The 14,037-nt window shown below is 48.5% G+C and carries 13 protein-coding genes; 10 read left to right on the top strand and 3 right to left on the bottom strand.

Annotation, left to right across the window (positions count from 1 at the left end):
• The first annotated feature begins 81 nt into the window (after nt 1–81).
• Together ACFQNG_RS05375 and ACFQNG_RS05370 are read left to right on the top strand one after the other, a co-directional pair.
• Entirely contained in the window at nt 82–450 is a 369-nt protein-coding gene (locus ACFQNG_RS05375; protein WP_379863854.1) for a macro domain-containing protein, read from the top strand.
• Nucleotides 451–545: 95 nt separating this feature from the next.
• On the top strand, nt 546–1,034 hold the full coding sequence (locus ACFQNG_RS05370; RefSeq protein ID WP_379863853.1) for a glutathione peroxidase: 489 nt from the start codon (nt 546–548) through the stop codon (nt 1,032–1,034).
• Between the two features lie 442 nt (nt 1,035–1,476).
• Here the strand turns inward: ACFQNG_RS05370 and ACFQNG_RS05365 are convergent, their stop codons facing one another.
• Together ACFQNG_RS05365 and ACFQNG_RS05360 are read right to left on the bottom strand one after the other, a co-directional pair.
• Nucleotides 1,477–3,153 carry a glycosyl hydrolase family 18 protein gene (locus ACFQNG_RS05365; RefSeq protein WP_379863852.1) on the bottom strand — a complete coding sequence of 559 codons (1,677 nt, stop codon included), beginning with the start codon at nt 3,151–3,153 and terminating at the stop codon, nt 1,477–1,479.
• Nucleotides 3,154–3,367: 214 nt separating this feature from the next.
• Nucleotides 3,368–3,592 carry an exonuclease domain-containing protein gene (locus ACFQNG_RS05360; protein WP_379863851.1) on the bottom strand — a complete coding sequence of 75 codons (225 nt, stop codon included), beginning with the start codon at nt 3,590–3,592 and terminating at the stop codon, nt 3,368–3,370.
• Between the two features lie 239 nt (nt 3,593–3,831).
• Between ACFQNG_RS05360 and ACFQNG_RS05355 the strand changes: the two genes are divergently transcribed.
• On the top strand, nt 3,832–4,575 hold the full coding sequence (locus ACFQNG_RS05355; protein ID WP_379863850.1) for an ABC transporter permease: 744 nt from the start codon (nt 3,832–3,834) through the stop codon (nt 4,573–4,575).
• A 13-nt stretch (nt 4,576–4,588) separates the two neighbouring features.
• Here the strand turns inward: ACFQNG_RS05355 and ligD (ACFQNG_RS05350) are convergent, their stop codons facing one another.
• Nucleotides 4,589–5,539, bottom strand: coding sequence for a non-homologous end-joining DNA ligase (gene ligD / locus ACFQNG_RS05350; protein WP_379863858.1), 951 nt, complete (start codon nt 5,537–5,539; stop codon nt 4,589–4,591).
• Nucleotides 5,540–5,790: 251 nt separating this feature from the next.
• Here ligD (ACFQNG_RS05350) and ligD (ACFQNG_RS05345) point away from each other — a divergent pair, with 251 nt between their 5' ends.
• From ligD (ACFQNG_RS05345) to ACFQNG_RS05315, 7 genes are all read left to right on the top strand, one after another.
• Nucleotides 5,791–6,681, top strand: coding sequence for a non-homologous end-joining DNA ligase (gene ligD / locus ACFQNG_RS05345; RefSeq protein ID WP_379863849.1), 891 nt, complete (start codon nt 5,791–5,793; stop codon nt 6,679–6,681).
• Nucleotides 6,682–6,776: 95 nt separating this feature from the next.
• Nucleotides 6,777–8,042, top strand: a complete 1,266-nt coding sequence (locus ACFQNG_RS05340) for an amidohydrolase (protein WP_379863857.1) — start codon at nt 6,777–6,779, stop codon at nt 8,040–8,042.
• Nucleotides 8,043–8,622: 580 nt separating this feature from the next.
• On the top strand, nt 8,623–9,270 hold the full coding sequence (locus ACFQNG_RS05335; RefSeq protein WP_379863848.1) for a hypothetical protein: 648 nt from the start codon (nt 8,623–8,625) through the stop codon (nt 9,268–9,270).
• Between the two features lie 126 nt (nt 9,271–9,396).
• Complete coding sequence (locus ACFQNG_RS05330) at nt 9,397–9,930, top strand: hypothetical protein (protein ID WP_379863847.1); 534 nt, start codon at nt 9,397–9,399, stop codon at nt 9,928–9,930.
• 17 nt (nt 9,931–9,947) lie between these two features.
• Nucleotides 9,948–11,441 carry an AAA family ATPase gene (locus ACFQNG_RS05325; protein WP_379863846.1) on the top strand — a complete coding sequence of 498 codons (1,494 nt, stop codon included), beginning with the start codon at nt 9,948–9,950 and terminating at the stop codon, nt 11,439–11,441.
• Nucleotides 11,442–11,933: 492 nt separating this feature from the next.
• Nucleotides 11,934–12,824 (top strand): 3-hydroxyacyl-CoA dehydrogenase family protein, encoded by an 891-nt coding sequence (locus tag ACFQNG_RS05320; RefSeq protein WP_379863845.1) that lies wholly within the window; start codon nt 11,934–11,936, stop codon nt 12,822–12,824.
• Nucleotides 12,821–14,014: an acetate/propionate family kinase gene (locus ACFQNG_RS05315; RefSeq protein WP_379863844.1), complete on the top strand. Its 1,194-nt coding sequence runs from the start codon at nt 12,821–12,823 to the stop codon at nt 14,012–14,014. Before ACFQNG_RS05320 ends, ACFQNG_RS05315 begins: the two co-directional genes overlap by 4 nt.
• Nucleotides 14,015–14,037: the final 23 nt, after the last annotated feature.

The raw sequence follows: 14,037 nt of genomic DNA, 5'->3' as shown, positions 1-14,037 counted from the left end.
GCAGAAATGGATTGAGGACATTAACTATCCAAGAATCCCACGGCTTCAGCCGTGTGGAGTCTCAAAAAAGAACAAGTTGATATGATCGTCAACGCGGCCAATTCCAGTTTATTGGGTGGTGGTGGTGTCGACGGGGCCATTCACCGTGCGGGTGGGCCTGCGATTTTGGACGAGTGCAGGAAAATTCGTGCCAGACAAGGAAGCTTGGCTACGGGGAAAGCCGTGATCACGACCGGAGGAAAATTGCAAGCGAGATATGTGATCCATACAGTGGGGCCGGTATGGAACGGCGGCAAGCAAAATGAAGAAAACCTGCTGTGTGAAGCGTATTGGAATTGCTTCATTTTGGCTGCCCAATATGGGGCCCGGAGCATGGCTTTTCCGGCGATCACACAGGAATTTACCGTTTCCCGGTTAACCTGGCAGCCAAATGTTCGCTCGGAACGGTGAGCAACTTCCCTTGCAAGAAGTGCGGTTTGTGTTGTTTACTGAAGAAGCGTATAGTACATATCATGCCGTCGCATTGAGAGAAGGGAGGGAGACCGATGACGGTTTATCAGTTTGAAGCGGTGTTGAACAACGGTGAAACCAAAAGCTTGGCCGATTATCAAGGAAAAGTGCTGTTGATCGTCAACACGGCGAGCAAATGCGGATTTACGCCCCAATATAAAGAGCTGCAAGAGTTATACGAGCGTTACCATGGCGAAGGACTGGAGATTCTGGCGTTCCCCTGCAATCAGTTTATGAGTCAAGAACCGGGAACGGATGCGGAAATCGCCGAGTTTTGCTCACTCAATTACGGCGTGACGTTCCCGATCTTTTCCAAAATCGATGTGAATGGCGAGCAAGCCCATCCGCTGTATCAGTACCTTTGTAAAGAAGCGCCGGGAATGTTGGGGAGCAAAGCGATCAAATGGAACTTTACCAAGTTTTTGGTGAATCGCCAAGGTGAAGTGGTGGAACGGATTGCGCCCAATACCAAGCCAAGCGAATGCAAAGAGCAAATTGAGTCCTTGTTAAAAGAAAAAGTTTAAACGGGAAGCAGCCGGTCTTAATCAACCGGCTGCTTTTTTCCGTTACAGATTTTTGCTGACTGAAAGCCCACGGTTTCAATCGTGGGATGAAAGTCGGCGTTGCTCGGTAATCCCTATTGCTAAGAGAAACAATTTTCAGTACAATCAAACACATGAGCGGTGCTCATCCCACTGGTAGTGGGTTTTGTTCCCTCTGTACGTCATGATATGGGGTTCCAGTGGCGAACCAATCTCTCCCACTGGGTAAAATCATGAGAGTGGGTGAAACGGAGCTAGAACGCTGGTAACAGGCGTTCCGCCCATGTGGGTACATGCAACATGAGTTGTAGAACTGCATGGGACGGGCTGATGAGACAGCCCTGAACTTGGGAGTTGTCCAAAGTAGAAATGGATTGAGGACATTAACTACCCAAGAATCCCACGGCTTCAGCCGTGTGGAGTCTCAATTGAGATCATTATACAATTTGTTGAGCAAGGTGCCGTTACGGTCACCGGATAACTCCCAGAACATGGCCCCACCCAAGCCTTTAGACTTGAGGAAGCTGGTTTTGTAACCGAAGGACTCCGCATCGTCGTAAGAGATGAACACTCCGTTGGATGGGTTGTACAGATAGGGCACTTTGGATGTGTCGTTCCAGTAACGGGTGTAACCGTTTTTGTTGATATAGTTGTTCTCGAGGTCGGAGAAATCGAATACACCCGTTTCCCACGTGCCGGTCGGGGTGCCGGTGCAGCTTTGGTACTGTCCGTTGTTGGTCGACTTGCACCCTTGCCATCCACGGCCGTAAAATGGCATTCCCATGACGATTTTGGACGCGGGAACACCGGCGTTGATGTGATTTTGCACAGCGGCGGCGACATTGAAGTCATTTTTGTTTGGTGACGGATCACTTGGGTCCACATACAATGGCGCGTTGTGGCCGCTGACGTTTTCCCATCCGCCATGGAAGTCATAGGTCATGATGTTGATCCAGTCGACATAGTCTTTCACTTGGCCCAATTCTGTATTTTGGACATAGTTTGGACTAGCGCCGCTGGCAATGGTCAACAAGTATTTCTTGCCGTCTTGTTGGCCGGCGGCGTTTAATTTTTCACGCATTTTTTGGAGCAACAGGGTGAAGTTTTGCTTATCTTCCGGACGACCCGGATTGAGTCCGCCGCCAACCGGGTACTCCCAGTCCAGGTCAACGCCGTCAAAACCATATTGTCTCACAAACCGAACGGCGCTGTCGGCGAATTTGGTGCGGGACGCATCGGTTAAGGCCGCGTCTGAGAAGCCGCCGGACCAAGTCCAACCGCCCACAGAGATCAACGTTTTCAGATGAGGATAAGCCGCTTTCAGCTTTTGCAATTGGTTAAAGTTACCGCGTTTGCATCCGGGATCCCAACAGTCTCCAGGGAAGAACTTGTCCGTATCGGCATAAGTGTCGCCCACGACGATTTCACCGTTGGTGATATTGGCAAAAGCGTAGTTGATATGGGTGATCTTGGATGCGTCAATATCCGCCACTTGATAGTTGCGGCCATATGTGGCCCAGGCTGGATAATAACCGATGATTTTCTTGGACGTGGGCGGTTGGGGATCGGGACTTGTGGCCGTCTTCGTCTTGGCCGTCAAGGTGTTGCTCGCTGCGGAAACGTTACCCGCCGCATCTTTCGCTTTGACGGAGTAGCTGTAAGAAGTGTCCGCATTTAAGCCGGAGTCCGTATAAGAAGTGGTGGTGGCAGACCCTACTTTCGTCGTTCCGCGGTACACATCATAGCCTGTGACGGCCACGTTGTCAGTCGCGGCGTTCCATGAAAGAGTGATGCTGCTGGAAGTTTGCGATGGTGAGGTTAAGTTGGATGGTGCAGTGGGGGCTTGCGTGTCAGGCGTGGGGGTTCCGCCGCCATCCGTTTTTTGCCATAAAGCGGGAGTGTTGGGCGGTTCCCAACCGACAAGAGATGTATGAGCTTGCAAACATTTGTAAACCGTTCCGCCATAACTGACGGTGTCATTCACTTTGTAGCTTACGTTGGGTTGCCATTCGCTAACGGCAAATGCGCTCAGCGGAACGATCGTGAGCAACAACAGTAAGACTACGGCGAGAGAAAGAGATTTCCTGTTTTTGATGTTCATGATGTCACCCCTCACGAAGTCTGGAATATGAAACATAACTGGTGGTGCTAGGTATATAGTTGTGTATTTGTATAGACAACTATACTTATTAGCAATTTTTATTATATTACTGTTGATAGATAATTTAAATCATTTTCATATTTTCATTAATTTAATAGCATTAATAAAGGAAGTAATCGCCTGATTTTGAAAAAATAAAAATAAGCGCGAGAAATCATCCCCACGCTTGCGTGATTGATGTCAACTGCATGCAGAACGGGCTCAATTGCGGAAAGCGCGTCGGTTTGACAAAGCGTTGGTACGTTTCCTTGATTTTCAGCGTCTCAACCTCTAAGAGGACTGCGCCAATTTCAATGATTTCCGAACTGAAATGACGAGGTGCCTCCTGCTTGGCTTCATGACAAGTCGCTTCAAAGTCGATGATGAGAAGATGTGCCATCAGGATTCTCCTTTGGCATGCAGCCGATTGGTCTCATCCTTATCCTAAGGCATCGTTGACCCAAAAGGAACGGGTTTTGTAAAATTAAAACGCTTTTAAATCCCTTGAGTAGTTCAATCAAGACCGCTAAGTAACAACAGGGAGGAAGTGCAAATGACATGGGTGAATGGAAGAATGTTGGCGAAGATCTTATGGCATGTGCCGGATCTAACTATCCATCACGATTGGAGTCAAAGTGAATGATGGCTATGGAGATCAGCTTTTTTGTTTTATTGGCCACGGCAACCTTTGTGTTGATTCCGCTGACCGTTTCATATCAACAGCATCTTGGTTTAGAGAAAGAAATCTTATGGTCAACCATTAGAGGCTCCATTCAGCTTCTTTTGATGGGATATCTGATAACGTGGATTTTTTCTATTGAAACGGGATGGTTCTTGTTTGGGCTTCTGTTATTGATGATCAGCATCGCCGCCCATGATGCGGCGAAACGGGGGAAATGGCTCAAACGATCATTTGTCTTTGCATTTGCCGCCATCTCTTTTGGAGAAGCCGTCTCTCTTTTTGTTTGGTTGCTTTTTGATGTTGTTCCCTTCCGGGCTCAATACGTTTTGCCGATGAGCGGAATGATTATTGGCAATACCATGGTCATAACAGGCCTTTCCTTGGAACGACTATATCATGAGTTTCAACATACAAGGGAGCAGATTATGGGGAAATTGGCCCTTGGGGCGACCATCCGCCAAGCGAGTCAAGACCTGATTGAAACAGCGGTGAAAGCATCTCTGATTCCCAGTATCGACTCATTTAAAACGATCGGTTTGGTTCATTTGCCGGGGATGATGACGGGAATGATCATCGCTGGAGTTTCCCCGATCATAGCCGTTAAATACCAAATGATCATTATGCTGAGTTTGATGGCGTCTTCGGTCACATCCGCTTTGTCTGTTAGTTTTCTTTGTTACCGATACTTGTTCAGAGCATAACGTTGCTATTATCCTAACGCAACTTATCCGGGTTGATCAGACATTCATGGGGTGGCACATCAACAAACGCCTGGATGGAAGGTTGACGCAGGGAATGTCCTTCTGTCCATTCTGCATATTTTATTTTTGCCGTTAATGTCGGTTGAACCCAATAAGCATCCGAATGCCGTTCAGGTTTATTTACAAAAGGTCTTTCTTTGATGACAATCGGTTTCAGCCTTTCGGTCAGTTCTCGCCAATCCTGCCCAGAAAGCTTTCCGGTTCCCGTGTGGCCAATATACCAGAATCTCTTTTCATCATCGTAAAGTCCCAAAAGAACGGCATTCACTATTCCACCACTCAATGTAAATCCACCTATGACGGCAATCAAATCGCGATAATTTTTAACCTTCAACCAGAGATCTTTTTTCATTCCGATAAGGTATGGGGAGTTTCTCTTTTTCATTACAATCCCTTCCATGCCATGCTGCCGTATCACATGAAACAATGCCTGTCCATCATCATGAGATGAAACCATTTGCACAGAGCGACTGGGCTTAATGATATCCGAAAGGATTTCCATCCTCTCACTCAATGAACGGTGATTCAACCATTCCCCGTTTTTAAAAATCACATCGAAAATCATGTATGTAATGGGAACCAGCTTTTGGACTTGAGGCACTTTGTCCATTCTCCGAATGCTGTCTCTCCGCATGACTTCATGAAAAGAAGGTTTCCCGTCCGCACCCAGTGCAATGATTTCCCCATCCAGGATGACTGAGTCGGCATGACAGTAAGATTGGATATCTGTAAGCTCCGGATAATGCAACGTGCGTTCGTTCAATCTTCTGTTGAACAGCCGAACTTCATGGCCATCGCAGTAAGTCAAGGCGCGAACCCCATCCCACTTCACTTGCGCTATCCAATCGTGTCCATGTGGAATCAATTCACTGCTTTTGGGCTCCATTGGAATAATAGGCTTCATCATTCACCTCGAAAAGTTTGTGTCGATACGATAAGTTATTTTGGTCGAAAAGTACACAATATGAGTAAAAGAACAACACTTAGCTTGTCAGAAGAAATCCCTTGATTGTATTTTGCCCAGAATATGAAAATCAACATGGGCAAAATTTTTCACAAAAACGTGGGTGCAGGCCGCTTTTCTTGACTCATGACTGCCCGGCTCACATGGCGATTGCCCTTGTCAATCGAGGTTTCTAGAATGGAGGGATGCGGATGGATCACCGACTGGTCAAAGTGGACGGAATGGAATTGAAGATATCCAACCCGGAGAAGCTCTTGTTTCCCCATGTGAGCAAATGGGAATTTATCTTAACCTACTATCGGCTTGCCCCTTATTTGCTGCCTTATTGCCGAGATCGGGCGTTGACCACGATCCGCTTTCCGGATGGGGTGAATGGCAAGTCCTTTTATCAAAAAAATGTTCCTGCCCATCGTCCGGACTGGATTGAAACCAAGCGTGATGGGGAAGTGGAATACGTCTTGCTCAATAACGCCCCCACCCTGATCTGGTTGGCCAACTTGGCTTGTGTGGAGTTGCATGTCTCCTTTAACACGATTCATGATCCTTTGATGCCAACCGAATTGGTGTTTGATCTGGATCCAAGTGTGCCAGATTTTTTGCGTGTCGTTGAAGTGGCCCTGCTGATACGGGAACTTCTCCATAAGCTGAATTTGGATGGGATTGTGAAGACATCGGGCGCGAGCGGGTTGCAGATCTATATTCCGCTGGAACCGCGTTACACGTATGAACAGACGCGCAAGGTCGGCAAATTCATTTCCCATTACCTGGCGGAACTGCACCCCGCTTTGGTTACGGTGGAGCGAATGGTCAACAAGCGCGGGAACAAAGTCTATTTTGATTACCTTCAGCATTGGCACAAGAAAACACTGATCGCGCCGTATTCGTTGCGGGCCGTGCCTGAAGCCACGGTTTCCACCCCGCTTTTATGGGAAGAACTGACCCCGGAGCTGACCCCGAAGCAGTTCACCAGTGCGAATATTTTTGACCGGTTGGAAAAAAAGGGGGATTTGTTTGCTGACGGATTGCGGAAAAAGATAAGGTTGGATGATATCCTGCAATTTATAGAGCGGCATAGGCTATGAAATTCTTTTCTCTTCGTGTACAGTAAAATAAAAGAGGGGAAAGTAAGGGGGAAATCTTTTTGAAACGATTATTTACCAATGCGGCGATCATCTCCATGCAGGATGGCGCTGAAGTGATCAAACAAGGCGCTTTAGGCGTGGAGAACGAGAAGATTACATATGTGGGAACGATTCCATCCGAGCAAGAACAAGCGCAATACGATGAAGTGATCGATTGTCGGGGCAAGGCGATCATGCCCGGTTTGGTCAATACCCATGGCCATGCCGCCATGACGTTGCTGCGCGGGTATGCGGATGATTTGCCGCTGAAAACATGGCTGGAAGAGCATATGTGGCCAATGGAAGCGAAATTCACCAATGTCCAAGTTCATGCGGGCACGGCGCTCGCGGCGGTGGAGATGATTCGGTCCGGGACGACCTGCTTTTTGGACATGTACGATCACATGGATATGGTGGGGCAAGTGGTGGCGGAGTCGGGACTGCGAGCTCGGTTAACCCGTGGCGTGATTGGTCTGTGCAGTGAGGAAGTCCAGAATCAGAAGTTTGATGAAGCGGTTCGCTTTGCGACCGAGTGGAACGGACAAGCAGAAGGACGGATTACGACGATGCTTGCTCCCCATGCGCCATATACCTGCCCGCCGAATTACATTCAACGATTTGTGGAAAAAGCGGCAGAACTGAAGTTGCCGCTCCATACCCATATGTCCGAAACAGCCAAGGAAGTGGCGCAAAATGTGCAGGATTACGGTGTGCGTCCAGTTGAACACTTGCGTCGGCTCGGTTTTTTTGAATTGCCTGCATTGGTGGCGCATGCTGTACATTTGACGGATGAAGAAATTGAGATTTTGGCACAATATGATGTGAAAGTGGCGCATAATCCGGGCAGCAACTTAAAGCTGGGAAGCGGAATCGCACCTATTCCCAAAATGCTCAAAAAAGGCATTCGTCCAGGCTTGGCCACCGATGGCGCCGCCAGCAACAATAACTTGGACCTCTTGGAGGAAATTCAACTTGCCGCATTGATTCATAAGGGCATCAATCAAGACCCTGAAGCCGTACCCGCACTGACCGCACTGAAGATGGGAACAAGCTACGGGGCGGAATCCTTATTCCTCGATCAAGAAATCGGAACCTTGGCAGTAGGGAAAAAAGCGGACTTTATCACGCTTGATTTGACCGGGGCCCATATGCAACCATTGCATGATGTGGTGTCGCATATCGTTTATTCCGCCTCGCGTGAGGATGTGGTGGACATGTATGTGAACGGGGTTCCTTTGATGGTGAACCGCGAACTGTTGACTTTGGATGAGGAAAAGATCCGGCATGAAGCGAACCGCGCTTTTCAAGCGTTGCTGCAGTGAACGCTTTTCGCTGAAGCGGCAGAGCCAAAAAAAACACTGCCACAAGTTGGCAGTGCAGATGAATAAGGCAGAAGGTATAGGCAGGAATTTCTTTGTCATACTAACAACAGGTTATTCTTGAATATCAATATCCAGATGAAAACGAAGAGGAATATCAGGAACGGGTTCAATCCAAAGGCGTTGGCGCGCTGAAGGGGATATCCATGTTTCTGTGTGGAGAAAAGACGATATTTTCTCCAGTTCTTCTTGGGACAGGTGTGTTTGTAAAAGCTCGGGGATCCAATTGGGATGCAGGGAAGGATGCGGCAAAAGAATCACCTCCCTCGTTGTTGTTAGTATCACCGAAGCGGTTGGCAATATGACTAACACATTTTGCCCCATCAACCAAGATGTTGGCTTTGTTACCAATCATTAAGGGAAGCTTTGTGCATAAGCGCTTCTTCAGTACCATACTAGGCTGGAGAAGCGCTTTTCTGATGCTGCCAACAGGTTTCTCTTCGAAATGGAGGCCGGTTTGAGACAACTCCTATTCTAAATGCGACTTTTCGCTCGTACGTATGATGGTAAAGGAGTGAAGGTGATGAAGAGAATAATGAGTTGTCTCGCTTGTTTTCTGTTGGTGGCCTGTCAAGCGAATCCCTTTGCCGCCCATCCCACAGCCAAAGAAAAGGCGGCTTCAGAACAAGCGGAGCTGGTCAAAAAGGCGCGGCAAGTGATTAATCAACAATTGCATAAGAAGGAATACCCCTTTCAGATGATGGTGGATCCCATGCGGGGCAAGCGCCGTTTTCTGGGCAAGCAAGCTGGGGAAGACTGGAGCTTGAAGGAATTGCCTTCACGCGAGCTGGTGATGCAAAGGAAGGAAGAGCGCATTTACGCTTACCATCGCAGCAAAACAGAAGTGATGACCACATGGCAAGCGGGCTTGGTTTCACCGAGGGATCACCTTGCCTTTGTCTTGGAAATGGCCAAAAGTTATCGCAAGGGTCCATCGATTCAGGTCAATGGACAAAAGGCCGATGTGATTGAGGTAGATATTGATGAAGGGAAACTGTTGGATAAAATAAAACAAACCTTATTTCACGATGCAGCGATTGCTTTGCCGGACAAAATGAAAGTGGCTTACAAGTTGGCCGTTGTGAGACCGCATCGTTTGGTGCGAGTCACGCTTTTGATTCAGGCCCCGGACCGCGAACAAGTCCAACAGTTAACCTATGAGTTCATTTGAACAGTGCGTGGAAAAGCACTGTTTTTTTATTTCCAAGCTTTGTCACTCGGTTTGATATATCAGATTGTGATATACTTTTGTATGTAATTCATCATGCGACAACTGTTGCTGAAGGGAGGCGGGCCGATGAGACAACAAACCAAAGTGTTGGTGAGCAGCTTGTTGGTCACGCTGGTAATCCTCATGGGGGGGTTTTTTGCGAGCCAATGGTGGTTGGTGACCAAACCCATTCATACGATCATTGGTCAACAAGCAGGACTACATGTAACAGAGATGAAAGTGATGCCAACCGAGGTAAGGTTGAATTTAAAAATAGAGCCGGCTTATGACTTCATGAATCAATACCCCCGTCTGCTGGCGGAACTGGAACAGGTGGCGGGATATCGCAAATTGACCGTGACGTTGGACAACGGGCGTTTACCCGCAGTGGATCAGGCGTGGGATGAGTTGCAATTCGCGCTCCGCGAAGCCTTGGCCACCAAACGATACACCCTGATTCCCGAAGCCCTGAAACGGGTGGCGGAGAAGCATAAGCTCACCTATGATGTAAAAATGGATGAGCGCTTTGTCTATATGCAGTTGGGACATAAAGGTCAAACATGGCGACAAGTGGTTCCGCTGGAAATAGATTCATCGAATGAAGCAGAACAAAGATATTGAAAGCGAGGTGGATCAGGATGTTCTTTTATCTGATGGCAGGTGTTGGCCTAGCCACCGTTATTTTTCTCATGTTCCTCGGAATGAATCCACTTCCGCTTTTGGTAGTACTTGCCATCGCTTGGTTAGTGATGTCCATGCAAGGAGGGCGCATGTCAGCGGGTAAGCTTGGACAAAAACAAGGGGCCAACAAGGGAGACGCTTCCGCGATTCCCACGACACGCTTTGAAGAGATCGGTGGGCAAGAACATGCCAAAAACGAATTGAAAGAAGCATTAGACTTTCTTTTGCACCAAGATCGAATGTTGGAGTATGGGATACGCCCGATCAAAGGGATTCTGTTGGCTGGTCCTCCGGGCACGGGGAAAACCTTGATGGCCAAAGCGGCGGCTCATTACACGGATTCCGTTTTTGTCAGCGCGTCAGGCAGTGAGTTTGTGGAGATGTATGTCGGGGTCGGAGCGCAACGGGTTCGGGGCTTGTTTCAAGATGCCCGCAAAGCGGCCAAAAAGAATGAAAAGAAAAGTGCCATTATCTTTATTGATGAGATTGATGTGATCGGCGGCAAACGAGAAGGCGGCCAACAACGGGAATATGACCAAACGTTGAACCAACTGCTGACGGAGATGGATGGAATTCGTGTGGACGAAGAGGTGCGAATCTTGGTCATGGCGGCGACAAACCGCAAAGAGATGTTGGATCCGGCCTTGCTCCGTCCCGGCCGCTTTGACCGCCATATACTTGTCGATTTGCCGGATAAACAAGCCCGTTTGCAAATCTTGTCGTTGCATGCCCGCAACAAACCGTTATCCCCGGAAGTATCCTTAGAGCAAGTGGCGCAGGACACTTTTGGCTTCTCAGGCGCACAATTGGAGAGCTTGACCAACGAAGCGGCGATATATGCGCTCAGGGAAGGGAAGAAACAACTGGAACCAGCCCATTTCCAAGCGGCGATCGATAAAGTGATGATGGGCGAAAAGACCGACCGGGAAGCATCCCACGAAGAGAAAATGCGGGTGGCGGTCCATGAGCTGGGACATGCGATCATGGCGGAGTCGGTGCAACCGGGGTCGGTCTCCTGTGTGGCTTTAGCTCCGCGGGGCCAAGCGTTGGGCTATGTGCGGCAACATCCGGGGCAAGATCGTTATCTTTATACAAGAGAAGAGTTGGAAGGGCGGATTCAAGTTTGCCTGGCGGGTGCGGCAGCGGAACAATTGATTTTGCATTCGAAGAGTACAGGGGCCCAAAACGATTATGAACAAGCGAATCGCTATGCCCGTGGGCTGGTGCAAAGCGGCTTGTCTGAGTTGGGGATCATCGATCCGGATTTGATTTCCAAAGAACGGTTGCATGAGACAACGACGGGGATTTTAAATGACTTGTACAGCAAAACAGAGCAACAGTTAATGCGTTATCGAGCGTTGTTTGACGAGTGCACCGCGATCCTGATGAAAGAAGAAGTCTTAACCGGTGAAGAGTTCAGACAGCTGTTGCGCGAAAAAACGTCCGCCTGAACAGCGGACGTTTTTTCTGTTTCTGAGATTGGACAGCATGGAAAATACGACATAGAGAATGGAAATCTCCGGCAAAGTACGTTTTATTCTTGTCCACGGCTTGCTCAAACTGATTCATCTTTGCTTCCTTCATCCGTTTCTGCTATAATCATATCCATTGTTGTATCTACACACCAAGCGGCTCGATTTCAAAAGGATTCATGGCAGGTACATATCTTTGCGATGGGTTGTCTTGATAAAAACTTATCAAGGCTTTTTTGCGTTAGTTAAGGGAACCCTTTTATTCACCAGCATGTGTCCAGGCTATATATTTTATAAGGGGATGGAGCAACCTATGGAGAGGTATGGAATGAGGGGATATTTCGTAGATTATTCTGTCATTTTACAGGAAAAAGTGCTCTCCAAAGACGATTTTCGGAAAATGTTAACGAAATAGAAGTCAGAACCTGCTAAAATAGACAAGGTTAATCGAGCGAAAGGAGTACGAACATCGTGGCAAACATTCAACACATTGTTGTGATCGGCGGTGGAACCATGGGGCAAGGCATCGCCGAGCTCTTGGCATCCAAGGGGATTGAAACGACGATTATTGAGAAAAATGATGAACTGGCAAAAGATGCTTATCATCATATTGAAATGAGTTTAGATAAAAAACTGGCGAAATGGGGAATTACGCCGGCAGAAAAAAAGATGACGTTGTCGCGCATCCATGCAACGGCTGATACGGCGGCCCTTAAAAACGCTGATTTTGTGATTGAATCGGTCGTGGAAGACCTCAATACCAAAATAGAGCTATTCGCACTGTGCGATGAATTGTGTCGTCCAGATGTGATTCTGGCCAGCAATACGTCGACCCTCAGTTTGACAGAGATCGCGGCGGCAACGGACCGTCCGGACAAGGTGATCGGTCTTCACTTTGTGCATCCGGTGCCCAAGATTCCGCTGGTTGAAGTGGTGCGCGGATTGAAAACATCGCAAGAGACGGTGCAAACGGTAGTGGATTTACTGGAGCAAATGGAGATGAAAGGGGTTGAGGTCTACGAATCTCCAGGTTTCGTGACGACTCGCCTCATCTGCCTCCTGATCAATGAAGCGTTGTACACCTTGATGGAAGGGGTAGCCAGCGCGGAAGATATCGACCGGGCGATGAAAATAGGTTATCAATTTCAATCGGGTCCATTGGAAATGGCGGACCGTTTTGGATTGGACTCCATTTTGGCGGCGTTGGAACGTCTCTATCGCGAGTTTGGCGATATCAAATACCGCCCGGCCCCATTGCTGAAGAAAATGGTACGCGCCGGTCATTTGGGTGTCAAAACGGGTGAAGGCTTCTTCCACTACAGCGAAGATGGCGAGCGGATCAAGAAGGAGGAGCAGGCATGAAGATCTTAGTAATCAACTGCGGAAGTTCTTCGATTAAATACCAACTGTTTGATATGACTGACGAGTCAGTTTTGGCGACAGGGCTTGTTGAGAAAATCGGCACGGAAAGCGCCATGATCAAACATGAGGTGACGGGCCGAGAGGAGAAGGTGCTCATCAGCGAAATCCTCGATCACCGCGTGGGGATGAAAAAAGTGTTGGATCTGCTGATGGATCAAGAGGATGGCGTGATTCAAAGCGCAGACGAAGTGGCGGCTGTCGGCCATCGCGTCGTGCATGGCGGGGAGTATTTCGCCAGCTCTGTTGTGATCGATAGTGAAGTGCGCCAAGCGATCCGGAAGACCATTGATCTGGCACCGCTCCATAATCCTCCCAACTTATTGGGAATCGATGCGGCACAAGCGCAATTGCCACATGCCACTCACGTGGCGGTGTTTGACACGGCTTTCCATCAAACGATGCCCGACTATGCCTATATGTATGCTTTGCCACGGGTGCTGTATCAAAAATATAAAGTGCGTCGCTATGGTTTCCATGGCACTTCGCATAAATATGTCTCCCAGCGTGCGGCGGAGTTCCTAGGCCAACCGCTGGAAGAGCTAAAGATCGTCTCCTGTCACATCGGGAACGGGGCGAGCATCACGGCGATTCAAGGTGGGAAATCAGTGGATACCAGCATGGGCATGACCCCGCTTGAAGGATTGATGATGGGTACGCGCTGTGGTGATATCGACCCTGCGATTGTGCCGTTTGTGATCGCCAAAGAAGAACTGACCATTGGCGAAGTGAGCTCCATGATGAATAAGCATAGCGGACTCTTGGGGGTGTCGGGCATTTCTTCGGACATGCGCGAAGTGACGGAAGCGATGTTTGACGGGAACCAGCAAGCCAAGTTGGCGATCGACATGTACATCTATAAAATCAAGAAAGTGATCGGCTCTTATGTGGCGGCGATGGATGGCATTGATGTATTGCTCTTCACCGCGGGAGTGGGGGAAAACGCATCCTTGATTCGCGAAAGAGTATGTGAGGGCCTACGTTTCTTCGGCATCGACATCGATAGAGAAGAAAACGCGGTGCGCAAAAAAGTGGAACGCCGCATCAGTACACCGGACTCCAAGGTGGAAGTATTGGTGATTCCAACCAACGAGGAACTGATGATCGCACGCGAGACAAAAGAACTGGTCTAAGAGTGTGAAACCATGATAAGATG

The organism is Laceyella putida, assembly GCF_042665195.1.
Classification (GTDB): domain Bacteria; phylum Bacillota; class Bacilli; order Thermoactinomycetales; family Thermoactinomycetaceae; genus Laceyella; species Laceyella putida.
Note: the sequence above shows the minus strand (reverse complement) of the source record. Positions and strands in the feature narration are given on the sequence as shown.